This is a genomic window from Tsukamurella sp. NPDC003166, from assembly GCF_040611135.1.
GTDB lineage: Bacteria > Actinomycetota > Actinomycetes > Mycobacteriales > Mycobacteriaceae > Tsukamurella.
In genome coordinates this window covers 58496-79345 of sequence record NZ_JBEXNL010000003.1, presented here as the reverse complement: position 1 = coordinate 79345, position 20850 = coordinate 58496, and the positions used below count along the sequence as shown (strand labels likewise).

Sequence of the window (20850 nt, the reverse complement as noted above, 5' to 3'; positions counted from 1 at the left end):
ATGAATTCTACCGAACACCCCGCGCCCGCCGGGCGTGAGCTCGACACGGTCCTCGACGACTTCGGCGTCACCGACCCGGCGATCCGCGCCGAAGTCGTCGCCCTGTTCACGCCGGCCTCGCCGCTCGACTGCCTCGACGGCAGCGTGTACGCGGTCGCGGTGAACCACACGTGGAAGACGGTCACCGCGACGATCGCCGGCGCCAACCCGGAGCGGCCGACGCACGCCTTGTTCGACGTGGACGACCTGCGGGCCCTCGCGGACGCGCTCGCCGAGCTCGAGGCGCAGGAGGTAGCACGGTGAGCACAGCGACCACGGTCGAGCGGGCGCTCTGCGCGACGTGCGGGAGCGAGCGCACCGTCAAGATGGGCGGCCCCCGCAACTACTTCCCGCCCGGGTGGAACTACGAGACGCAGTCGGGGAACCTGAAGTGCGACGGGTGCGGTGGGATCCGCCGGCATGCCGTCGTCCGCGACCATTCCAGCAGCGCGTACTTCCAGGCGCGCTACGCCGCGATCAAGTCGATGGTCGCTGCGGAGTCCGCGGGAATCAAGGTCGAGCGCGTCCGCTTCGAGGTGGAGCGCGACGGATGCGTCGCGCAGCGCCTCGATACGGGCCAGTGGAAGATCCAGATCGACAGCCGACTCGATCCGCATCAGATCTTGGAGGCGATGGCCCAGGCGCAGGACTACATCGCCTTCGCGGAGAAGTCACGCTGGTGGGTGCGGCCCGATTCTCACCAGTACTACCCGAAGCGGTGGCTGTCCTGGTTCGTCAACGGCCGGTATCGAGCGTGGCACCCGAGCGACCCGGACGTCGAGCTGTGAGCGGCGGCGCGCGCACCGCGAGGGTGGAACGTTCCGACGACGAGGACCTGCCCGCCGGCCAGATCGCCGCGACCGATGCGCAGATCTTCGAGGCTCTTGGCCACGGGTGGGTCCTGTGCCCTCGCTGCAGCATCTGTGGCGCGCCGCTGACCGCTCGCGCGTCCCGGGCCCGAGGCATGGGCCCGGCTTGCGCCACCAAGGCACAGAAGACCGTGATGGGCGAGAGGAGGCCAGCGTGACCGCATCGAGGGACGCGCGGCGGAAGAAGCAGATCCGGGAGGAGCACGCAGAGAGGGCCCGCCTCGACGCCGCGCACGCCGCTACGTACGACGACGACATCCTCGATGCCACTTGGACCGCCGCGGAGATCAAGGCCGACGAAGAGCTTCCTGCGGACGCTTCGCCAGCGATGCGTGCCGCGGCGACCCGGCGCGCGTTCCTGGACATCCTCGGCCGGGCGGATCCGCTGAACAAACCCACGGGCGGCCCGCAGGTCCGCCTCCGCCCTATGACGGACGTCAAGGACGACGTTCCCGACTGGGTGTGGCAGCCCAAGCCCGACTACAACGCGATCGCTGTCGGCACCGTCGCGCTCCTCGCGGGACGCCCCGCCGCGGGCAAGACCACCTTCGCCCGACATTTCGTCGCCCAGGCCACCCGCGGCATGCTCCCGGGATCCTGGTACGGCGCCCCGGTGGCCGCGGGGTGGATCGGCGGGGAGGAGTCCGAGCAGTACGTCATCAAGCCTGGCCTGCGCGCCGCGGGCGCGGACATCGAGAAGGTCGTCATCCCCGAGGTCGCGATCGAGCACGACACCGACGGCATCGTCACCGTCCCGTTCCTCAGGCACGCCGATCACGCCGCCCTCGCGGCGGAACTGCGCCGGGCCGGCGTCAAGGTGTTGGTCCTGGATCCGATCATGAGCGTCATCGGCGCCAAGGCGGACGTGAACCGCAGCAACGAGGTACGTGCTCGCCTCGAGCCGTGGATCAAGGTCGCCGAGGAGATCGAGGGTGTCGTGCTCGGCGTCGCGCACCTGACTAAGAGCTTCTCCGGTGACGTGACGGCAGCGATCAACGGCAGCTCCGCGTTCGGTGAGGTCGCCCGGTCGATCTGGGGATTCTCCAAGGACGAAGGTGCCGAGGACGATGCGCGGCTCATGTCCCACGCGAAGAACAGCCTGGGCCCCGAAGGCTTGTCGTTCACCTACACGCTCGAGCCCGTGGAGGTCACCACCGACGCCGGGAAGACCGCCCAGATGACGAGGTTCGTCCTGGGGGAGGAGACCGATCGCACGGTCTCCGACGCCATGCGCGAGGCCTCCAGCGGCGGCACCGGTGGCCCGAAGGTGAAGTCCGCGTCGGACAAGGCGGCCACGCTCGAGCGGATCCTCACCGGCCCGCAGGGGGAGCGGCTGCAGCTGACCAAGGAGGACGTTGTCAAGGAGATGGGAGCGGCAGGTCTGTCGCCGGACATGACGCGTCGCGCCCGTGAGGAGCTCGCGCGCGCCGGCCGGATCAAGGCGCCGTTCCGTAAAGAGAAGCTGGGCCCGTACTACTGGCAACTGCTGCCCTTTGTCGGGGAGCGTGACCACCTCGCCGCGGTACCGGATGACTCGCCCGAAGTGGATGGCAACGACGCCGCGCAGGACTCGTCACACGCTGAGAGCTTGCCATCCTGCCATCCAGCCTCTGACCTGCAGATATCTGATGCCAATCAGGTGGTGGATGGCATGGATGGCAGCGTGGCAGAATCTCCCTGCAAGCAAGTGCCAATCACCCTGCACGCCGTCCCCGACGCCGATGCGCCGCAGGCGCCGCAGACGTGCCGGCAGTGGTTCGACGCTCACGTGTGCGAGCTCCTCGACGCTGGCGCCCGGACCGCGCACAGCGCCACCGTGTACGCCGCGGGCGAGCGCGCAGGTTGGTCGATCTCGAATCTCCGCAAGGCGGCCAGCAGGTCCGATCTCGTCGCGATCGCCGAACGGCGCACCGACGGCTACCTCTGGCACATCGGCGAGGGCGTCGTCGACACCGTCGTCTCGTGCGAGCAGTGGCTCACCGGATATCTGTCCGAGCGCGGAGGATGGGTACCCGCGGGCGACGCCTACACCGCGGGTGAAGCTGCCGGTTACGGCCGCACCGCAGTCAAGTCCGCCGCCCAACGCGAGAGCATCGAGAAGCGCGGCGAGTCGATCCTCACCGAGTGGCGTCTCGCACCCGAGAAGGCGGCATCGTGAGCCGCCTCGACGCCGACGGCACCTTCCAGCTGCTCGCGCGGGTCCTCGCCGACACACCCCGCCTCGACGGTGCGGCGTGCGCCGGCCGCGGGGATCTGTTCGACCCGATCGAGCCCGACGAGGCCCCGGACGACGCCGAGTACCGCACCACCGCAGCCGCCCGGCTGTGCCGCACCTGCCCCGCCCTCGTCGACTGCGCCCAGTGGGTCGACAGCCTCCCCGCCGCCCGACGGCCCGCCGGCACGATCGCTGGCCGCCGCGCACCACGAACCCGCGGCCCCGGCCGCCCGAAGAAGAAGGAGAACACCGCCGCATGACCGACCAGGAAGACACCCCCATGGAGAACGAAACCATCAGCGAAACAACCGATACCGAGCAGTCGCCCGAGCAGACTGTCATCGAACCCGATGCCGCCGACGACGGCCCGGAGCCGCAGTCCAAGCGTGAGGCCCGCTACCGTACTCAGCTCCGCGACACCGAAGCCGAACGAGACAAGCTCGCCGCCACCGTCGAGGCGATGCAACGCACCGAGGTTGAACGCCTCGCCGGCGCTGTCATCGCCAAACCCGAATCCCTATGGGCGTCAGGGGTGAACCTGGCGGACCTTCTCGGCGAGGACGGCCTCGTCGACCCCGACAAGGTGAACACCGCCGCCCACACCGCACGCGAGGAACTCGGACTCGAGCTCGGCGCCGACGAACGTAAGAAGCGCGGCCCCATCGTCCCCCGCGAAGGCACCGGCACCACCCACACCCACCGCGCCGACCCCTGGAAGGACGCCTTCAAACAGGAGTAGAATCCACACCAGAGCCGAACCGAGAGTGAGTCACCCCCGGAACCGGCACAGCAAGATCGCCCGAGCGGGCAACGGCAACAGCGCGAGCCGCGCACCGAATCACCAATCTTCCGGTGCGCGGCTCACGCGTATCCGACCACCCCGCAAAGGAAAACCGACATGGTCGCAATCACCACCCTCAACAGCGCCGGCGCCTGGTCGCCCGTCGTCAACTCCGTCGCACCCCAGGACGCGATCCCCGACAGCCTCGTCCTCCGAACCAGCACCGTCGCCGGAGCGGTCGAAGGCGACGCTGTAGCCGTCCACTGCCAGTACGTCGACGACGCCACCGCCGGATTCGTCGCAGAAGGCGCAGCCATCGACGAGGCCGCGCCCTCCCTATCCGAGGCCGTCGTGTTCACCGGGAAGATCGCCCAACTGCTCCGACTCTCCCGCGAACAGTTCAACCAGCCCAACGCCTCCGAGCTCCTCGCCACCTCCGTCGCCCGAGCCGTAACGAAGGCCGGGGACCTCGCCTACCTCCAGCAGGCCAAGCCGACCAGCCCCGCCGTGACCCCGCCCGCCGGCCTGCTCAACACCACCGGCATCGTCAACGGCGGCGCAGTAGCCGGCGACCTCGATGTCCTCGTCGACACCCTCGCAACAGTGGCAAGCAACGGCGGCAGCCCCAGCCACATTCTTCTCTCACCGACCGCATGGGCCAGCCTCCGCAAGTTCAAGATCGGCACGGACTTCAACTCCACCCTGCTCGGCACCGGCGCCACCGACGCTGTGCCCTACCTCCTCGACGTGCCCGTAGTCGTCAGCTCGGCAGTACCGGCCAACGCAGGCGTCATCGTCGACCAAACCGCGATCGTCAGCGCCGTCGGCAACGTCATGGTGGCAACCTCGGACCAGGTGTACTTCGGCAGCGACTCGGTCGCCGTCCGCTGCACCTGGCGCTTCGGAGCCGCGGTCGTCAAGCCCAACCGCATCGCCAAGTTCACCGTCACCCCGCCCGCCGCCTAACCAGCGGCCACCAGCAGCGCGGCCTGGGCGTCAAACACGCCCGATGGGAACGTGCAAGGACACCCCACGACAGGGCAGCTTCAGCCCCAAGGATGCACCTGCGCCCAGGACCGCGCACCCCAACACCAGCCACACCTGAGCCCCAGGGGGAGGCACCCCATCCACCCCCTGGGCCTGCTCCTCGGGGCATAGGCCTCCGTGTGTGTGGCACCCCCTACCCCCCACCCACCCCCCCTGGATCGAAGGGAGACCCCCAGGTGATCTACCGCACGTTGAACGAAGCGATGGAAGCCGGTGACGACCTCGCTGAGGCCGAGATCCGGTACCAGATGCTCGCAGAGGTGTTCACGGACAGTCCGCAGTTGCGGGCGAATCTCGCCCCGGCGTTGGAACGAACGAAGGCGGAGATCCTGCGCCTGCGTGCGGCCGCGAAACCGGTCCCCAGCACCACGGGCGACGGGAAGGTGGTCCCGTTCGACGGTGCCCGCTTCCAGAAGATGGGGTCCGCGTAGACCCCGCCAGGGGGGGAGGAGCAGGGGGCGTTCCGTCTACGGAATCAGCCCGCCCAGGTTGCCGATCGCCCCGAGGATCCCGCGGCGCCGAGGCGGCAGCGGCAGCTCTACCGGCGCCGGCCACGAAGTCGGTGCCGCTGTGGTGTTCACCGCGTGGCACTTCAAGCAGATGAGGTCATCCGCTCCGTTGTCGGTGTAGGGCGCGAACTTCATGCCGTCGCAGGACCAGCAGTGCTGGTCACCGTACTTCCCGACCCCGATCGGCCCGCTCTTGATCGCCATGCCCGATTCTACGTCGCTGTGTGCCCACATCGTGCCCACAATTGTGTCCAATCGGGTAGATCTGGAGCGACTTATAGTGACGTTATTCTGCAGCTCAGAGGCAATTTGAGCCTCGAGCCTGCGGGCATTTTCGCCTTTGCAAGGCGGATGTCAGGAGTTCGAATCTCCTAGGCTCCACAAGAGAAACACCAGGTCAGAGACCTGAGCTGCACACGAGAACAATCTATCTGCTCTGTGATGGGCACACGGTGGGAACATCGCCACCTCGCTGGAACGTTTGGGAACACCCCAACGCTGAGCGGTTCCGCTAGATGAATTTCCCCCTGGTCTCAGAGCGGCGGCGGTTCTGACCTCCCCTGAGCACCGCCCGCGTGGGTGCCCCGCCCGTGTACGGCACCCACCGAATGAGCGTGCGGCGCAGCCGTATAGAGGGCGGGCTCTACTCCGTGTCGATCCCCACAGCGGTGATGCGGAACGGGTCGCTGTTCAGCGGACCGTTCTTCGCGCGGAGGCGCACTGTCGTTTCGGCGGCAACTTGCGCCGTGATCGGCTCCTGCCCGAGGACGGCGGCGAAACCTCGGTAGCGAACGCCGACGGCGACGCGGTGTTGACCAGGCTCCACCGAGAGACGGAAAGGCTGTCGCCAGGACAAAGCGCGTTCGGTGCCGTCCACGGTGAGAATCGGGATTGTGAGGGCGCGGAGGAACCACGAGTTGATCCAGTGTGCGCTCACCGTCACTTCGATGGCTGATCCCACAGCTTGATCGTGGCACGCCAGCGTCGCGGATGCGCGACGGGCGAATACGGGCGAGCAACTACGCACCGAGAACGAGGCGCTCCGCTGCCGACTCCTCGAGCTGGGAACGCGGCCACCGGCCGCGCAAGAAATCCGTCGAGGAGAACCTGCAGATAGACCGACCGCCACAGGGCCACAACAGCCACGATGACCCCCGTCAGTCACGTCGTGGACAGTCAGGAGACTCCGAGAGATATCGAATCTCCTAGGCTCCACACATCACGTTCCTCGGCTCGCAGGCGGTTTCCGGTCCATCCGGGAGCCGCCTTCGTGTTTCGACGTCCTTCGAGGGGTTACACTTCCGAAGCCGGATGCGGAATCCCCGTCGGGAGCGGTCGCGCCACTGTGAAGCCAGACCCGCGCCGGTGACGGACCCGGATCACCGGGCACCGTCGAACCGCTTGACCGGGCGCGAAGCCCCGGACGAAGGAGCGCCCTCCATGGCGAACGTATCCACCACGGCGCACGCCGGCGACCTCTCGCTGCACATCTCGCGTCGCGCGATCTGGCTGAGCGCCACGCTCATCCTGGCCGTGCTCGCGTACTACTTCATCGGCATCGACCAGGGCGCCGTCTCGGTGTTCGGGAGCGACATGCACTTGCACGAGTTCTTCCACGACGCCCGGCATTTCCTGGGCTTCCCCTGCCACTGATCGGGGAGCACACGTGGAGAAGCACGTCATCGCCCGCGGCGCACTCGCCGGGGCGATCGGAGGCCTGCTCGCGTTCGTCTTCGGGCGGATCATGGTGGAGCCGATCATCGGCCGGGCCATCGATTTCGAAGACGCCCGCAACGCCGCTGAGCATGCGGCCCACCCGGGCATGGCGATGGACGAGCCGGAGCTGTTCACCCGCGCGATGCAGCAGAACGTGGGGCTGGGAGCGGGTCTGATCCTGTTCGGCCTCGCGATGGGTGCCCTCTTCGCCGTCGCCTACTGCGTCGCGGCGCCGAAGCTCGCGCAGTGGACGCCGCGGTCGGTGGCGCTGGCGGTGGCCGGTTCGCTGTTCGCCGGGGTCTACGCCCTGCCCTACCTGAAGTACCCGCCGAACCCGCCGGTCGTGGGCGATCCGGACACGATCCGCGAGCGGACCGGCGCGTACCTGCTGATGGTCGCCATCTGCGTCGCGCTCGTCGCCGCCGCCTGGGTGATCGGCCTGGCCGCGGTGCCGCGCCTCGGAACCTCCGGCGCGGCGCTGGCCGGCGGGGCCGTCGTGATCGTGGGGCTGATCCTGGCCTGCCTGCTCCTACCGGCGAACGCCCCGACGACGAAGGGTTTCGACCCCGACGACCTGTACTGGTTCCGGACCTACTCGTTCCTGGCGCAGGCCATCCTGTGGTCCGCGATCGGGCTGGTCGGCGGGGAGCTCCTGCACCGGCTCACCGTGCGCAAGGGTGACGCGACGCGCGTCGCCGTCCCGGCCTGAGGTCGGTCGCACGAACGACGCAGCGGCGGCATACCCTGGGGGTATGAACCGCCGCTGCGCTCTGTGCTGGGTGGCCGCGCTGATCTCGGTCATCGTGGCCGCCACCGCCCACTACCGCGGGGGCTGGGGCGGTCTCGACGGCCTCTTCTTCGTCATCGCGCTGGCCTGGGCGCTGGTCGCCATTCAGGCGCATCAGCCCGCCGGCTGGCGCGGCTAGGCTGCGCCCGCCCGTCCGGCGGCCCGACGGTGCGCCGACCGCCGAGCCCGGGACCTACTCGCCCTTCTTGCGCGGGTCCTCGTCGGACGCCGACTCGACCGCGACTGCGACCTCCTCCTCGAGTTCCTCGACCGGTGCGGGTGCGCTGTCCGCGGTGGCGCCGGTGGCGGGCCGCACGCGGGGCGGCTCCGGCGCGATGGGCGGGACCTTCGGGGTGCGCAGGACCTTGAACGCGACGCCGCCGAGGGCGAGCACGAGGGCGACGGCCGCGGCGATGACCAGTGGCTTGCGCAGGGCCGGGCGGTCCGGCGCACCGTCGGACAACGTGATCGCCTGCTCGGGATCGACCTCCGCCGGGGCGAGCCAGGAGCGCACCAGGCGGTAGAGCGCGGTCAGAGTGCGCCCGGTGAGCGAGAGCCCGAGGCCGGTCAGGGCGCGCGCGATGTTCGCCGGGCCGACGATACTCTGGCCCAGACCGGAGACCAGGCGTTGGGTGTTCGTGGGGCGGTTCGCAGCGGCCGACGGGGCGGCGGCGATGGGTGCATCGTCGAGCACGGGGGTGGAGACCATCGGAGGCGTGATCCTTTCAGCGGACGGGAGTGTGTGCATCCACCGCCGGATTCTTACGATCTCTACCGGTTCGCACCTGCGGAGAATGGCAGAATGGCGGTGTGACCAACTCCAACGCTACCGCCCACGCGACCCTGCACACCTCTGAAGGCGACATCCGTATCGCGCTGTTCGGCAATCACGCTCCCGTGACCGTGGCGAACTTCCTCGGACTCGCGCAGGGCACCAAGGAATACACCACGACGAACGCGGCCGGTGAGGCCACGGGTCCGTTCTACGACGGGTCGATCTTCCACCGCATCATCGACGGCTTCATGATCCAGGGCGGTGATCCCACCGGTACCGGCACGGGCGGCCCGGGTTACGACTTCGTGGACGAATTCCACCCGGAGCTGCGCTTCGATCACCCGTACATCCTGGCGATGGCCAACATCGGCCGCCCGGCGACGAACGGCTCGCAGTTCTTCATCACCGTCGGCAAGACCCCGCACCTCAACAACCGGCACACCATCTTCGGCGAGGTCGAGGACGAGGCCAGCCGGAAGGTCGTGGACGCCATCGGCAGCGCGCAGACCGATCGCGCCGATCGTCCGCTCAAGGACATCACGATCAACTCGATCACCGTCGAGCAGTAGTCCGCTCCACCGTCCGGAACGCCCGGCCTCCCACAGGGAGGCCGGGCGTTTCTCATGCCCTCAGGTCGACGGTGTCGGGCGGCCGGTGGAGAGCTCATCGGATTCATTACTTAGCGCAGGATATTCATGATGTCGGAGTCTCTTCGGTAAGAAATTGACGGACGGGCAACGAATCATGTGACTCCGGTCTCGATCGGCGCAGCTCGGTGAGCATGTTCACCCCACAACGGGCGGTCTGAGATGGACACCCGATGTCCGTGCTTCGTAACGTTGCCGTGATCTTGTGGAGACCGAGGCGTGATCGACACGCCGCTCCACCGGAGTCGGGAGTTCGACGAAAGTGTCCAGCGACAGTACGAAGACCATGACCGGCCGCACCACCGGCGGCACGATGCGCGCAGCCCTCGGGGCGGCAGCCGCAGTGATCGGAATCGTCGCAGCACCCGCCGTGGCCCAGGCCGCACCCCTCCCGGCGCCCCAGGTGCCCGCACCCCAGGCCCCCGCGGCCCGCGTGCCCGCGCCGCAGGCCCCGGCTCCGCAGGCTCCGGCCGCCCGCGCTGCGCAGGTCCAGTCCGCCGGCCCCGACCGGTCCGCGGTCGTCCAAGCTGCGCTCACGCGCCTCGGTATGCCCTACTCCTACGGCGCCGCGGGCCCCAGCTCGTTCGACTGTTCCGGCCTCGTCACCTGGGCGATGAACCAGGCGGGCGTGAGCGTGCCCCGCAGCAGCTACTCACTGATGAGCGCCGGCACCCCGGTCTCGCAGGCCGAACTGCGCCCCGGCGATGTCGTGATCACCAACGGCGGCGGCCACGCCGCGCTCTACGTGGGCAACGGCCAGGTCGTGGAGGCCGTCACGTCCGGCGTGCCGGTACGGGTGGCGGGCATCCGCGGCTTCGTCACCGCGCGCCGCTACTGAGGCCTCACGCGGGGCGCAGGGCCTCGAGCTGCTGGATCACGAGTGTGGGCGCTTCGCCCAGCTCCCAGCGGCCCAGGAACAGCAGGTCGTCGCCACGGGTGAGCTCGAGCAGGACCGACTCGCGGCCCCAGTGCCGTGTGGTCGTGCGCTCGACCTCGAGGCCGTCCCACGGAAACGTCCTACGGCCGAACACGCCGCGGTAGGTGACGCCCGCACCGTCGGCCTGCAGGCGGGGGCGGAGCACCAGGACCGACACCCCGAGGAACACGAGCGCGAGGGCTCCGGCGCCGATGAGCACGAGCCCGACGGGGTCGGCGATGGCGTCCGTCAGCGTCGCGATGATGATCAGGGCGACGGCCGCCACCAGCATCACCACGCCGACACTGCGCGGCGGGCTCCAGTTATCCACAGGTTTATCCACAGCTGGGGATGAATGACATCAATGTGATTTCGCTGGTCAGAGCTACTTCCACCACATGGTCATCAACAGGCCGGTGATCATCAGGCCGAAACCGATGGCGAAGTTCCACGCCTCGAGCTTGGCCATCCACTCCAGCGGCTTGCCCGGCGCGCCCAGGCCCTGCGGGTCGGCGCCGACGTAGTAGACGAGCAGCCAGGCCAGACCCGCCAGCATGAGGCCGAGGAACAGCACCACGAACCAGCGGCCCGAGGGGGCGCCCACCTTGACCGGCGTCCGCGTGTCGGTGGCGGTGTTGATCGTGTAATCGGTCTTCTTCCGGACCTTCGACTTCGGCATGGCTTCCTTCTACCTGGGTGCTTTTCACCTGCCAGGTTATCGGATGTACCACCGCGACCCCACCCGGCTAGGCTGGAGCACGTGCGGATCCTCGTCGTCGACAACTATGACAGCTTCGTGTTCAACCTGGTCCAGTACCTCGGCCAGCTGGGCGTGGAAGCGGACGTGTGGCGCAACGACGATCCGCGACTGGACGATCCGGCCGCGGCGGCCGCGCAGTACGACGGTGTGCTGCTGAGCCCCGGGCCCGGCACGCCGCAGCGCGCGGGACAGACGATGCCCATGGTCGAGGCCGCGCGCGCCGCCGCCTCCCCCCTGCTCGGCGTGTGCCTGGGGCACCAGGCGATCGGCGCGGTCTTCGGCGCGACGGTGGACCGCGCGCCCGAGCTGCTGCACGGCAAGACCTCGCTGGTGCATCACAACGGTCACGGCGTGCTCGCCGGCCTGCCCGACCCCTTCACCGCGACCCGCTACCACTCGCTGACCGTGCTCGAGCCCACGATCCCCGACGAGCTGGAGATCACCGGGCGCACCGACTCCGGCGTGGTCATGGGCTTCCAGCACCGCGAGCTGCCCATCCACGGCGTGCAGTTCCACCCCGAATCCGTGCTCACGCAGGGCGGTCACCGCATGCTCGCGAACTGGCTGGCCGTGTGCGGCTTTCAGGTCGCCGAGGCGCGCGTCGCCGAGCTCGAGCAGGAGGTCGCCGCGGCGCTCGCCTGAGCGCCGCGCCGACCGCACTGGCGGCACCGCCGGGCGGAGGGACCGCCGCCCGTGCGGCGCGGTCTACCCGCGCCGCACGTGCAGCGTGATGGTGGCCGACGAGTCCACCGGCGTGCCCGGCTTGGGGTCGGTGTTCCAGACCTGCCCGCGGTCGAACAGGCCCGACGCGGCGTCCACCGTGACCGTGATGTTGCTCGACGAGAAGCCCGCCTGGATGAGGGCCGCGCGCGCGGCGTTCTGATCCTGGTTGATCACGTTCGGCATGACGATCGGCTTGGCCTTCGACACCTGCACGGTGACCTTGCTGCCCTTGTCGGCGTTCTGGCCGCCGTTCGGGCTCTGCCCGACGACGGTGCCGGCCGCGGCGGAGTCGTCCACCTGCTGGACGTCGACATCGAAGCCGAGGCCCTTGAGGTTGGCCGTCGCCTGCGCGATCTGGGTGTTCGTGACGTCCGGCACCCGGACCTGCTCCTTGCCGGAGCTGATCGTGAGCTGGATGGGCGTGCTCTGCTGCGTGTTCGTGCCGATCGCCGGGTTCGTCGAGATGACATTGCCCTTGGCCACGGTCGGCGACGGGTCGTTCTTGACGTCCTTGGCCACGGTGAAACCGGCCTTGGTCAGGATGTCGCGGGCGTCCTTCTCGGGCTTGTTCGCGACGTCCGGGACCGCAGCGATCTTCGGCCCCGTCGAGACCTGCATGACCACCGTCGAGCCCTTCGCGACGCTCGCGTTGGGCCCCGGCAGGGTCGAGATGACGTGCTCCGCGGGCACGGCGTTGTCCGGGATGCGCTGCACCTCGACGGTGAAGCCCAGCTTCTGCAGCGCGACCTGGGCGTCGGCCGCGGGCTCGCCGATCTGCGAGGTGACCGTCGCCGTCTGGTCGCCGCCGCTGCTGCTGAGGAGGTACCAGGTGGTGCCGCCGATGAGCACCAGCGCGATGACCGCCGCCGAGAGCAGCATGACGAGGCGGGAGCGGCTGCCCGACGGTGCCGGGGCGGTGTGCCTGCGCCGCGGCGCGGCCGGCGTCGCGCTGACGACCTCGGTCGGCGGATCGTCGTCCGACGGTGCGTCCGCCTCCCCGGTGGTGGCCCCGGCGGCCGCCGCGGCCGCCACGGGTGCGGTCTTGGCGGCGTCCCGGCGCCGGGGCTTCGCGGGCTCGGTGAGCAGCGCGTCGCGTTCCTCGTCGGAGAGCACCATGGGTGCCTCGGGCTTGCGTCCCGCGAGCACCCGGATGAGGTCCTGCCGCATCTCACCGGCGGTCTGATAGCGATTGGCCGGGTTCTTCGACAGCGCCTTGAGCGTGATCGAGTCCAGCTCCGGCGGGATGGTGTCGAGGATGGCCGACGGCGTCGGCGGGTCCTCGCGGACGTGCTGATAGGCCACGGACACGGGCGAATCACCCGTGAACGGCGGCTGTCCGGTGAGCAGCTCGAAGATCACGCAGCCGGCGGCGTAGACATCGGAGCGGGCGTCAACGGAGTCGCCGCGGGCCTGTTCCGGCGAGAGGTACTGCGCGGTGCCGATCACGGCGGCCGTCTGGGTCATGCCGGCCGACGGGTCGCTCATCGCGCGCGCGATGCCGAAGTCCATCACCTTGATCTCGCCCGCGCGGGTGAGCATCACGTTGGCGGGCTTCATGTCGCGGTGCACGATGCCGTTGCGGTGGCTGAAGTCCAGCGCCGCACAGACATCGGCCATCCAGGTCATCGCGGCCTGCGGGGCGATCGTCCCGTCGCGGCGCAGCACGTCGCGCAGGGTCTCCCCGTCGACGTACTCCATGACGATGTAGGGCAGCGGCCCGGACGAGGTCTGGGCCTCACCCGTGTCGTACACCTGCACGATCGTCGGGTGGTTCAGTGACGCCGCGTTCTGCGCCTCGCGGCGGAAACGTTCGTAGAAGCTCGGATCCCGCGCCAGGTCGGCGCGCAGGATCTTGATCGCGACGTCCCGGGAGAGCCGGGTGTCCCGGGCCAGATGCACCTCGGACATGCCACCGAACCCGAGCGTCTCGCCCAGGTCGTAGCGGTCGTTGATGCGCCGTGGCGGGGTCGTCATCGATCGTCGCTTCCGTGCAGGATCGCACCGGGAATGGGCAGGCCGAAGATGCCGCGCGGGGGCGGCGTCGTCGTCGGCTCAGGTCCGGTGGGCGGCGCCTCCGTGGTGGTCGTGACCGGCGGCGTGGTCGTCGTGGGTGCCGGGGTCGTGGTGGTCGGCTTCGGCGGCGGCGGGGGCGGCGTGGTCGTCAGCTGCGCCGTCGAGGTCTCCGTCACCGTCCGGGTCGCCGGCGGGGGCGTCGTGGGCACGGTCCGGGCGGTGGTGCCGGCACCGGTCGGCGGGGGCGCGACGGTGCCCGCGTCGGTCGTCGTGCTCGGCGTCGTGGTGGTGCCGTTCCCGGTGTCGCCCAAGAGCAGGTAGCCGCCGACGATCGCCGCTGCAAGCAGCAGTAGGGCGACGGAGGCGCCGAGGATCGTCTTCTGGGTCCTGGTCCAGCCGCCCTCGTCGGGGTAGGTCGACGATGCCGCGGCCCGCGGCGTGGGGGTCGAGTTGCGGACCACGGGCTGCGGGCCCGGGCGTGCGGGCGGCGGCACGATCGTCGTGGCGGCGGTCTCCGGCGCGCGCGAGGCCCCGGCGGAGCCACCGGTCCACCCCCGCGGCATCGGCGGGCGCTGCCCCGCCTTCACCGCGGCGACGGCGTCGGCGAACTCGCCGCCGTTGGCGTACCGCTGCCGGGGATCCTTGCCGAGGGTCAGCGTGATCAGCTCGCGGACGGGCGCCGGCAGGTCGGTGGGCAGCGGCTCGGGCTGGTCCCGGATGTGCTTCATCGCGACGGTGATGGCACCGTCGCCGGAGAAGGGCCGTTTGCCGGCGAGGCATTCGTACCCGACCACGCCGAGGGAGTACACGTCCGAGGCGGCCGTCGCGTCCTCGCCCGAGGCCTGCTCCGGTGAGATGTACTGCGCCGTGCCCATCACCATGCCGGTCTTGGTGACGGGCGCCGCGTCGACGGCCTTGGCGATGCCGAAGTCGGTGATCTTCACCTGGCCGGTGGGCGTGATGAGGATGTTGCCGGGCTTGACATCGCGGTGCACCAGACCCGCGGTGTGCGCGACCTGCAGGGCGCGGCCGGTCTGTTCCAACAGGTCCAGCGCCTGCGCCTGGCTGAGGTGGCCGAGGCGGCTCAGGACGGCGTTGAGCGGCTCGCCGTTGACGAGCTCCATCACCAGGTACGCGAGGGGCGCGCCGCCGGCCTGGTCCTCGGTCTCGCCGTAGTCGTACACGCCGGCGATGCCCGGGTGGTTCAGCGCCGCGGTGGTCCGCGCCTCGTTGCGGAAGCGGGCCAGGAACTCCTGGTCCTCCGAGAACTCGGCCTTGAGCACCTTGACGGCCACGCGCCGGTCGAGGCGGGTGTCCATCGCCTCCCACACCTGGCCCATGCCGCCGGTGGCGATCAGCCGGAGGAGTTCGTAGCGGTCGGCGATCACCGAGCCGGTCTGCAGACTCATCAGTTCCCCTGCCCGTTCACCGCGGCGCCTATCACCGCTCGTCCGATCGGCGCTGCGAGCGACCCACCGGTCGCCGCCTCGCCCTGGTTTCCACCGTTTTCAATGATGACCGCCACCGCTACCTTCGGGTCGTTCACCGGGCCGTACCCGATGTACCAGGCGTGCGGCGCTTCGCCGCCGCGCTGGCCCTGTGAGTGTTCCGCCGTGCCGGTCTTGGAGGCGATCGCCACCCTGCCGCCGGCACCCTTCGTGTGCTGTTCCGACGCGACCATCAGTTCGCGCAGCTGCGCCGCGACCTGCGGGGAGATCGCCTGGCCCACGCGCTTGGGCGAGGTGCTGCCGAAGGTCGTGAGGTCGGGTGCCTGGAAGGAGTCGACCAGATAGGGCTGCATGCGGACGCCGCCGTTGGCGAGCGTCGCCGCGATCACCGCGTTCTGCAGCGGCGTCAACGCGACGTCGAGCTGCCCGATCGCCGACTGGCCCGTCTGGGCACCGTCGGACAGGGGGCCGGTGACGGACTGCGCGACGCGCAGCGGGATGGGGTCGGGCGTCGAATTGACGCCGAAGTTGTTCGCCATCGCCTTGATCGCCTCTCCTCCGTCCTGCATCTTCGCCGTGGCCAGGTCCACGAACGCGGTGTTGCACGAGTACTGGAACGCCTGCAACAGGCTGACGGTACCGCCCGACGATTCCGGACACGTCATCCCCGCATAGTTCTGCAGCGTCGTCCCGCCGCCGCCCGGCAGGGTGATCTGCTTGTCGGCGGTGAGCCGGGTGTTCAGATCGATTCCCTTGTTCTCCGAGAGCGCCGCCGCGGTGGTGATCACCTTGAACGTCGATCCCGGGGGGTAGGTCCAGCCGGTGGCCCGGTTGTCCATGGGCTTATCGGGATCGTCCTTGAGTTCGTTCCAGGTCTTGTTCACCGCGTCCGTGTCGTGCGAGGACAGGGGGTTCGGGTCGTAGCTGGGGGTCGAGACCATCGCCAGGATCTTGCCGGTGGACGGTTCGATCGCGACGGCCGCGCCGTGGCACGGGCCGTTCGATCCGCAGGCCGTCGACAGCTTCTCGTAGGCGATCCGCTGCATCGTCGGGTTGATCGTGGTGATCACGTTGCCGCCGCTCGGGTCGCGACCGGAGAGCAGGTCGACGACGCGCCGACCGAAGAGCCGGTCGTCGCTGCCGTTGAGTATCGACTCCTCGGCGTGCTCCAGTCCGCTCGAACTGAAGATCATCGAGTAGTAGCCGGTCAGCGGCGCGTACGCGCGCGCCATCTGCTCGGGGTAGGTGCGCAGGTACTTGTACCGGTCGTCGGTCTTGACCGACTGGGCCATCACCTGGCCGCCCGCGAGGATCGAGCCGCGCTGCCGCGCGTACTCGTCGAGGAGGACGCGCTCGTTGCGGGTGTCGGACCGCAGTTCGGACGCGCGGAAGACCTGCACCCAGGTGGCGTTCGCGAGGAGCGCCGCCACCAGCAGGATCACGACGAAGGAGATGCGGCGGATCGGTGCGTTCATACGCGCTTCACGATCTCGGTCGGCCGGTCGGGGACCGGCGCGCCGGGCTTGCGCGCGACCTTGGGCTCCCGCGCCGCGTTGGAGATGCGGAGCAGGATCGCGATGAGCGCGTAGTTGGTGAGCAGCGACGACCCGCCGTAGCTCATGAAGGGCGTGGTGAGGCCGGTCAGCGGGATCAGCTTGGTGACGCCGCCGACGACGACGAACAGCTGGATCGCCATCGTCGAGGCCAGGCCCGCGGCGAGCAGCTTGCCGAAGCTGTCGCGCACCGTCAGGCTCGCGCGGAAGCCGCGGAAGATCAGCACCAGGAACAGCATCAGCACGGCGGCCAGGCCGATGAGGCCCAGTTCCTCACCGATCGCGGCGATGATGAAGTCGGTGGACGCGAAGGGCACCATCGTGGGCCGGCCGGAGCCGAGGCCGGTCCCGGCGAGACCGCCCGTGGCCAGGGAGAACAGCGCCTGCGCGGGCTGATAGCCGATGGTCTCGTACGTGGCGAACGGGTCCTGCCACACCTCGACCCGCACCCGCAGGTGCGGGAAGAGTTGGTACGCCGCGACGGCGCCGACGACCGCGAGGCTCAGGCCCACCACGATCCAGCCGATGCGCTCGGTGGCGATGTAGACCATGGCCAGGACGGTGAAGAAGATGAGCATCGGCGTGCCGAGGTCGTTCTCGATGCCGAGGACGGCGATCGCGAGCAGCCAGACGAGCAGCAGCGGCGCGAGGTCCCGCGCGCGCGGGAGGTCGACGCCCAGCACGCGCCGGCCCGCCGAGGTGAACAGGTCGCGCTTGGACACCAGGAACGCCGCGGTGAAGATGATCAGCAGGATCTTGCTGACCTCGTTGGGCTGGATGTTGAACAGCGGCGTCTTGATCCAGTTCTTGGAGCCGTTGATCTCCGACAGGCTCGCCGGCAGCAGGGCCGGCAGCGCGAGGAACACGACCCCGCCCAGGCCGATCGTGTACGCGTACTTCGACAGCGTCCGGTGATCGCGCAACAGCGCGAGCACACCGACCATGACCGCGAGGCCCAGCAGGGTCCACAGGACCTGCTGGTTGGCCTCCTGCGTCTGGCTGACGCGCCCGTTCTCGGCGTGGGCGTTGCCCAGGTCGAGGCGGTGGATCAGCACGAGGCCCAGGCCGTTGAGCATGGCCACGACCGGCAGGATGACCGGGTCTGCGTGGGGCGCGAACCGGCGCACCGCGTAGTGCGCCGCGCCGTAGAGCACGACGAACGCGACGACGTACTTCGCGAGGTCGAGCGTGAGGCGCTGTTCCTGCGCCCATTCGACGAGCGCGAGCGAGGTGCCCGTCACCACCGTGGCGGCGCCGAGCAGGACCAGCTCCTGGGTCCGGGAACGGCGGTTCGGGTCGAGCGCGATGCCCGTGCCGGGGGTGCTGACGCCGGACGTCACGAGGGCCCTCCGCGGCACGGCCGCTCGGGCGTCGAGGTCTGGGTGACGACCCGGGTGACGGGTGCGGGCGGCGGCGCGAGGGTCTCGCCCGCGGGGGGTGCGACCGTCGGGGTCACCGTCGGCGACGGGGCGCTCGGGTCCGTCGGGTGCGGGGCGGGTGAGGGGTCCACCTCGGTGGTGATCGCGCAGCGTTCGACGAGGTTGACCCGTTCGATGAGGTTCTTGGCCTGCTCGCGGGCATCGTCGAGCGAGCTCGCGTAGGGCAGGCCGGCCAGGCTGGCCCGTCCGCGCGGGGTCAGATCGTCGACGGTGAGCGGTGTGCAGCCCTGCGGCGCGCGCCCGTCGGCGGGGGCGTCGGCGATGCAGACGACCTCCTGCTGGGTGTTCAGCGCACGACCGAACAGGGAGACCTTCACGCCGTGCGAGATCGCGATGGTGCCCTTGTCGGTCGAGGCCACGAAGTAGCTCGAGTTCACGACGGACCGGGTCACGAGCAGCCCGATACCGCCGGCGACGAGCAGCACGAGGACCGCGGCGAGCGCGATCCACTTGCGGCGGGAGCGGCGGGCGGGCTCGTCCGCCTCGTCGACCTCCGTCGCCACGACCCGACGGGGCGCCTTGCGCGGGGGCCGGAGCGCGGCGGCACGGCCGGCTGCGGTGTTGGCCGGGGGGACGTAGTCCTCGTCGTCGTCGTTCGCGGCGCCGCCGACGATGGGGCGGCTCTGGCCGAAGCTGCTGTCCTCGACCCGCGCCACGACGACGGTGACGTTGTCCGGGCCGCCGGAGCGGAGCGCGAGCTCGATCAGACGGTCCGCGGCGGCCCCGACGTCTTCGCTGGCCAGGGCGAGGGTCTCGCCGATGGTCTCGTCACTGACGACGTCCGAGAGGCCGTCGGAGCACAGCATGTAGACGTCGCCGTCCTTGGCCTCGCGCAGCGTGAGGGTGGGCTCGACCTCGTGGCCGGTGAGGGCCTTCATGATCAGTGAGCGCTGCGGGTGGGTGTGTGCCTGCTCGGCGGTGATCCGGCCCTCGTCGACGAGGGTCTGGACGAAGGTGTCGTCCTTGGTGATGCGGGTGAGCTGGCCGTCGCGTCGCAGGTAGCCGCGGGAATCGCCGACGTGGATCAGGCCCAGCTTGGACCCGGCGAACAGGATCGCGGTCAACGTGGTGCCCATGCCGTCGAGTTCGGGGTCCTCGGCGACCTGGTCGGCGATGGTCTCGTTGCCGGCGATCATGGCGTCCTCGAGCGTGCCGAGGAGGTCGCCGCCGGGCTCGTCGTCGTCGAGCGGTTCGAGCGCGGCGATCATCAGCTGCGAGGCGACCTCGCCGGCGGCGTGGCCGCCCATGCCGTCGGCCAGGGCGAGCAGCCGTGCGCCGGCGTACACGGAGTCCTCGTTGTTGCTACGGACGAGGCCCCGGTCGGAGCGCGCTGCATATCGAAGGACGAGGCTCACGGGCGCAACTCGATCACTGTCTTGCCCACGCGCACCGGGGTGCCCAATGGGACGCGGGTGGGAGTGGTGACCTTGTTGCGGGCCAGATAGGTGCCGTTCGTGGACCCGAGGTCCTCGACGTACCAGTCGTCACCGTCGCGGGAGAGGCGTGCGTGCCTGGTCGAGGCGTAGTCGTCGTTGAGGACGAGGGTGGAGTCGTCGGCGCGGCCGATGAGCACGGGCTGTTGGCCGAGGGTGATCCGCGTGTTCGCGAGAGGGCCGTGGGTGACCACGAGGTACTTCGCGACCTTGCTGGTGCGGGAGAACAGGGCCCGACGGGGCGCCTTGGCCTCCTTCTGCCGCGGGCGCAGGCCCGAGGCGAGGCGGGCGTCCGTGCGGAGCGCGCTGATGACCAGCCAGACACAGAGCCAGAGCAGCAGGAGGAAACCCGCCCGGGTCAGCTGCAGCACGAGTCCCTGCACGGTGTCTCCCTCCTGGTCCTGTCGACGCACACGCGCTCGGCGCCCGGCGGCCGGGCGCTTGTCACGGGCGTGCTTGCGCCGCCCCCACGTGAAATCTACTGGAAGCGGACCACGATGTCGGAGTGGCCGACGCGGATGCGGTCACCGTCGGCGAGCTCCCAGTTGGAGACGGGCACGTCGTTGACCGAGGTCCCGTTGGTGGAGCCGAGGTCGTTGAGGACGGCGGCGTAGCCGTCCCAGCGGATCTCGACGTGCCGCCGCGAGACGCCCGTGTCGGGGAGACGGAACTGGGCGTCCTGGCCGCGGCCGATGACGTTCGTGCCCTCGCGGAGCGCGAAGGTGCGGTTGGAGCCGTCCTCGAGGTACAACGTCACGGCCTGCGCCTGGTAGCCGCCCTGGGGCTGAGCGTAGCCCTGGTCGTAGGCGGGCTGCTGGCCGTAGCCCTGGTCGTACCCCTGCTGGGCCGGCTGGGCGTATCCCTGGTCGTAGCCCTGCTGCTGGTAGCCCTGGTCGTAGGCGGGCTGCTGGTAGTTCTGCTGACCGTAGTTCTGGTCGTACCCGGGCTGCTGGGCGTAGTTCTGGTCGTAACCGCCCTGCTGCTGGTAGCCGCCCTGGTCGTAGCCCTGCTGGCCGTGCTGCTGGTAGCCCTGGTCGTAGGCGGGCTGCTGGTAGTTCTGCTGACCGTAGTTCTGGTCGTAGCCGCCCTGCTGCTGGTAGCCGCCCTGGTCGTAGCCCTGCTGGCCGTGCTGCTGGTAGCCCTGGTCGTAGGCGGGCTGCTGGTAGTTCTGCTGACCGTA

Annotated in this window: 26 protein-coding genes and 1 tRNA gene; 15 read left to right on the top strand and 12 right to left on the bottom strand. The window is 69.7% G+C overall.

The annotated features are described in order from the left end of the window. From ABZX10_RS04635 to ABZX10_RS04600, 8 genes are all read left to right on the top strand, one after another. Positions 1-303, top strand: a complete 303-nt coding sequence (locus tag ABZX10_RS04635) for a hypothetical protein (RefSeq protein WP_355535027.1) — start codon at positions 1-3, stop codon at positions 301-303. Next, complete coding sequence (locus ABZX10_RS04630; RefSeq protein WP_355535025.1) at positions 300-827, top strand: hypothetical protein; 528 nt, start codon at positions 300-302, stop codon at positions 825-827. Before ABZX10_RS04635 ends, ABZX10_RS04630 begins: the two co-directional genes overlap by 4 nt. After that, the gene (locus tag ABZX10_RS04625; RefSeq protein WP_355535023.1) at positions 719-1066 is read left to right on the top strand and encodes a DUF6011 domain-containing protein; all 348 of its coding nucleotides are present in this window, start codon (positions 719-721) and stop codon (positions 1064-1066) included. The genes ABZX10_RS04630 and ABZX10_RS04625 overlap by 109 nt, the downstream gene beginning before the upstream one ends. Beyond that, positions 1063-3066 (top strand): AAA family ATPase, encoded by a 2004-nt coding sequence (locus tag ABZX10_RS04620; RefSeq protein WP_355535021.1) that lies wholly within the window; start codon positions 1063-1065, stop codon positions 3064-3066. The genes ABZX10_RS04625 and ABZX10_RS04620 overlap by 4 nt, the downstream gene beginning before the upstream one ends. Then, on the top strand, positions 3063-3383 hold the full coding sequence (locus ABZX10_RS04615) for a hypothetical protein (protein WP_355535019.1): 321 nt from the start codon (positions 3063-3065) through the stop codon (positions 3381-3383). The genes ABZX10_RS04620 and ABZX10_RS04615 overlap by 4 nt, the downstream gene beginning before the upstream one ends. Continuing rightward, positions 3380-3862, top strand: a complete 483-nt coding sequence (locus tag ABZX10_RS04610; protein ID WP_355535017.1) for a hypothetical protein — start codon at positions 3380-3382, stop codon at positions 3860-3862. The genes ABZX10_RS04615 and ABZX10_RS04610 overlap by 4 nt, the downstream gene beginning before the upstream one ends. Positions 3863-4021: 159 nt before the next feature. Continuing rightward, positions 4022-4870, top strand: a complete 849-nt coding sequence (locus ABZX10_RS04605) for a phage major capsid protein (protein WP_355535015.1) — start codon at positions 4022-4024, stop codon at positions 4868-4870. 284 nt (positions 4871-5154) lie between these two features. Continuing rightward, the gene (locus tag ABZX10_RS04600) at positions 5155-5382 is read left to right on the top strand and encodes a hypothetical protein (RefSeq protein ID WP_355535013.1); all 228 of its coding nucleotides are present in this window, start codon (positions 5155-5157) and stop codon (positions 5380-5382) included. A gap of 36 nt (positions 5383-5418) precedes the next feature. Here the strand turns inward: ABZX10_RS04600 and ABZX10_RS04595 are convergent, their stop codons facing one another. Continuing rightward, positions 5419-5664 (bottom strand): hypothetical protein, encoded by a 246-nt coding sequence (locus ABZX10_RS04595; RefSeq protein ID WP_355535011.1) that lies wholly within the window; start codon positions 5662-5664, stop codon positions 5419-5421. 91 nt (positions 5665-5755) lie between these two features. On the opposite strand from ABZX10_RS04595, the gene ABZX10_RS04590 reads away from it, so the two are divergent. Then, positions 5756-5841, top strand: a tRNA-Ala gene (locus ABZX10_RS04590). 262 nt (positions 5842-6103) lie between these two features. Here ABZX10_RS04590 and ABZX10_RS04585 read toward each other — a convergent pair. Further along, positions 6104-6421, bottom strand: coding sequence for a hypothetical protein (locus ABZX10_RS04585; RefSeq protein WP_355535009.1), 318 nt, complete (start codon positions 6419-6421; stop codon positions 6104-6106). 479 nt (positions 6422-6900) lie between these two features. Here ABZX10_RS04585 and ABZX10_RS04580 point away from each other — a divergent pair, with 479 nt between their 5' ends. Genes ABZX10_RS04580 through ABZX10_RS04570 form a run of 3 tightly spaced genes read left to right on the top strand, consistent with a single transcriptional unit; the run spans position 6901 to position 8102 of the window. Beyond that, positions 6901-7113, top strand: a complete 213-nt coding sequence (locus ABZX10_RS04580; RefSeq protein ID WP_355535007.1) for a CbtB-domain containing protein — start codon at positions 6901-6903, stop codon at positions 7111-7113. 13 nt (positions 7114-7126) lie between these two features. Further along, positions 7127-7885, top strand: a complete 759-nt coding sequence (locus tag ABZX10_RS04575) for a CbtA family protein (RefSeq protein ID WP_355535005.1) — start codon at positions 7127-7129, stop codon at positions 7883-7885. 43 nt (positions 7886-7928) lie between these two features. Next, positions 7929-8102 (top strand): hypothetical protein, encoded by a 174-nt coding sequence (locus tag ABZX10_RS04570; protein ID WP_355535003.1) that lies wholly within the window; start codon positions 7929-7931, stop codon positions 8100-8102. Between the two features lie 54 nt (positions 8103-8156). Here the strand turns inward: ABZX10_RS04570 and ABZX10_RS04565 are convergent, their stop codons facing one another. Beyond that, complete coding sequence (locus ABZX10_RS04565) at positions 8157-8672, bottom strand: hypothetical protein (protein ID WP_355535001.1); 516 nt, start codon at positions 8670-8672, stop codon at positions 8157-8159. Positions 8673-8773: 101 nt separating this feature from the next. Here ABZX10_RS04565 and ABZX10_RS04560 point away from each other — a divergent pair, with 101 nt between their 5' ends. Further along, the gene (locus ABZX10_RS04560) at positions 8774-9307 is read left to right on the top strand and encodes a peptidylprolyl isomerase (protein WP_355534999.1); all 534 of its coding nucleotides are present in this window, start codon (positions 8774-8776) and stop codon (positions 9305-9307) included. 364 nt (positions 9308-9671) lie between these two features. Further along, positions 9672-10223 (top strand): C40 family peptidase, encoded by a 552-nt coding sequence (locus ABZX10_RS04555; protein ID WP_355534997.1) that lies wholly within the window; start codon positions 9672-9674, stop codon positions 10221-10223. A gap of 4 nt (positions 10224-10227) precedes the next feature. On the opposite strand, the gene ABZX10_RS04550 is transcribed toward ABZX10_RS04555, so the two are convergent. Both ABZX10_RS04550 and crgA read right to left on the bottom strand, forming a co-directional pair. Beyond that, a complete protein-coding gene (locus tag ABZX10_RS04550; protein WP_355534995.1) occupies positions 10228-10632 on the bottom strand; it encodes a PH domain-containing protein in 405 nt (134 codons plus the stop codon). Positions 10633-10686: 54 nt separating this feature from the next. Then, positions 10687-10980: a cell division protein CrgA gene (gene crgA / locus ABZX10_RS04545; protein ID WP_355534992.1), complete on the bottom strand. Its 294-nt coding sequence runs from the start codon at positions 10978-10980 to the stop codon at positions 10687-10689. Between the two features lie 81 nt (positions 10981-11061). Here crgA and ABZX10_RS04540 point away from each other — a divergent pair, with 81 nt between their 5' ends. Beyond that, complete coding sequence (locus ABZX10_RS04540) at positions 11062-11703, top strand: aminodeoxychorismate/anthranilate synthase component II (protein WP_355534990.1); 642 nt, start codon at positions 11062-11064, stop codon at positions 11701-11703. Between the two features lie 63 nt (positions 11704-11766). On the opposite strand, the gene pknB is transcribed toward ABZX10_RS04540, so the two are convergent. The 7 genes from pknB to ABZX10_RS04505 all read right to left on the bottom strand — a co-directional run. Beyond that, entirely contained in the window at positions 11767-13758 is a 1992-nt protein-coding gene (gene pknB, locus ABZX10_RS04535; RefSeq protein WP_355534988.1) for a Stk1 family PASTA domain-containing Ser/Thr kinase, read from the bottom strand. Beyond that, positions 13755-15206: a serine/threonine-protein kinase gene (locus tag ABZX10_RS04530; RefSeq protein WP_355534986.1), complete on the bottom strand. Its 1452-nt coding sequence runs from the start codon at positions 15204-15206 to the stop codon at positions 13755-13757. The genes pknB and ABZX10_RS04530 overlap by 4 nt, the downstream gene beginning before the upstream one ends. After that, positions 15206-16720 carry a penicillin-binding protein 2 gene (locus ABZX10_RS04525; protein WP_355534984.1) on the bottom strand — a complete coding sequence of 505 codons (1515 nt, stop codon included), beginning with the start codon at positions 16718-16720 and terminating at the stop codon, positions 15206-15208. The genes ABZX10_RS04530 and ABZX10_RS04525 overlap by 1 nt, the downstream gene beginning before the upstream one ends. After that, entirely contained in the window at positions 16717-18066 is a 1350-nt protein-coding gene (locus ABZX10_RS04520; protein WP_355535672.1) for an FtsW/RodA/SpoVE family cell cycle protein, read from the bottom strand. Before ABZX10_RS04520 ends, ABZX10_RS04525 begins: the two co-directional genes overlap by 4 nt. A 68-nt stretch (positions 18067-18134) precedes the next feature. Continuing rightward, positions 18135-19592: a protein phosphatase 2C domain-containing protein gene (locus ABZX10_RS04515; RefSeq protein WP_355534982.1), complete on the bottom strand. Its 1458-nt coding sequence runs from the start codon at positions 19590-19592 to the stop codon at positions 18135-18137. Then, a complete protein-coding gene (locus tag ABZX10_RS04510; protein WP_355534980.1) occupies positions 19589-20053 on the bottom strand; it encodes an FHA domain-containing protein in 465 nt (154 codons plus the stop codon). The genes ABZX10_RS04515 and ABZX10_RS04510 overlap by 4 nt, the downstream gene beginning before the upstream one ends. Before the next feature lie 95 nt (positions 20054-20148). Further along, positions 20149-20850: FHA domain-containing protein (locus ABZX10_RS04505; RefSeq protein WP_355534978.1), on the bottom strand; the 702-nt coding region annotated here is incomplete at its 5' end.

Excerpts from the sequence above, each read along its gene's own strand:
- ABZX10_RS04605 (WP_355535015.1), top strand. The coding sequence starts at position 4,022 with ATGGTCGCAATCACCACCCTCAACAGCGCCGGCGCCTGGTCGCCCGTC.
- ABZX10_RS04555 (WP_355534997.1), top strand. The coding sequence starts at position 9,672 with ATGACCGGCCGCACCACCGGCGGCACGATGCGCGCAGCCCTCGGGGCG.
- crgA (WP_355534992.1), bottom strand. The coding sequence starts at position 10,980 with ATGCCGAAGTCGAAGGTCCGGAAGAAGACCGATTACACGATCAACACC.
- ABZX10_RS04530 (WP_355534986.1), bottom strand. The coding sequence starts at position 15,206 with ATGAGTCTGCAGACCGGCTCGGTGATCGCCGACCGCTACGAACTCCTC.
- ABZX10_RS04525 (WP_355534984.1), bottom strand. The coding sequence starts at position 16,720 with ATGAACGCACCGATCCGCCGCATCTCCTTCGTCGTGATCCTGCTGGTG.
- ABZX10_RS04600 (WP_355535013.1), top strand. The coding sequence starts at position 5,155 with ATGGAAGCCGGTGACGACCTCGCTGAGGCCGAGATCCGGTACCAGATG.
- ABZX10_RS04565 (WP_355535001.1), bottom strand. The coding sequence starts at position 8,672 with ATGGTCTCCACCCCCGTGCTCGACGATGCACCCATCGCCGCCGCCCCG.
- ABZX10_RS04610 (WP_355535017.1), top strand. The coding sequence starts at position 3,380 with ATGACCGACCAGGAAGACACCCCCATGGAGAACGAAACCATCAGCGAA.
- pknB (WP_355534988.1), bottom strand. The coding sequence starts at position 13,758 with ATGACGACCCCGCCACGGCGCATCAACGACCGCTACGACCTGGGCGAG.
- ABZX10_RS04635 (WP_355535027.1), top strand. The coding sequence starts at position 1 with ATGAATTCTACCGAACACCCCGCGCCCGCCGGGCGTGAGCTCGACACG.
- ABZX10_RS04595 (WP_355535011.1), bottom strand. The coding sequence starts at position 5,664 with ATGGCGATCAAGAGCGGGCCGATCGGGGTCGGGAAGTACGGTGACCAG.
- ABZX10_RS04580 (WP_355535007.1), top strand. The coding sequence starts at position 6,901 with ATGGCGAACGTATCCACCACGGCGCACGCCGGCGACCTCTCGCTGCAC.
- ABZX10_RS04570 (WP_355535003.1), top strand. The coding sequence starts at position 7,929 with ATGAACCGCCGCTGCGCTCTGTGCTGGGTGGCCGCGCTGATCTCGGTC.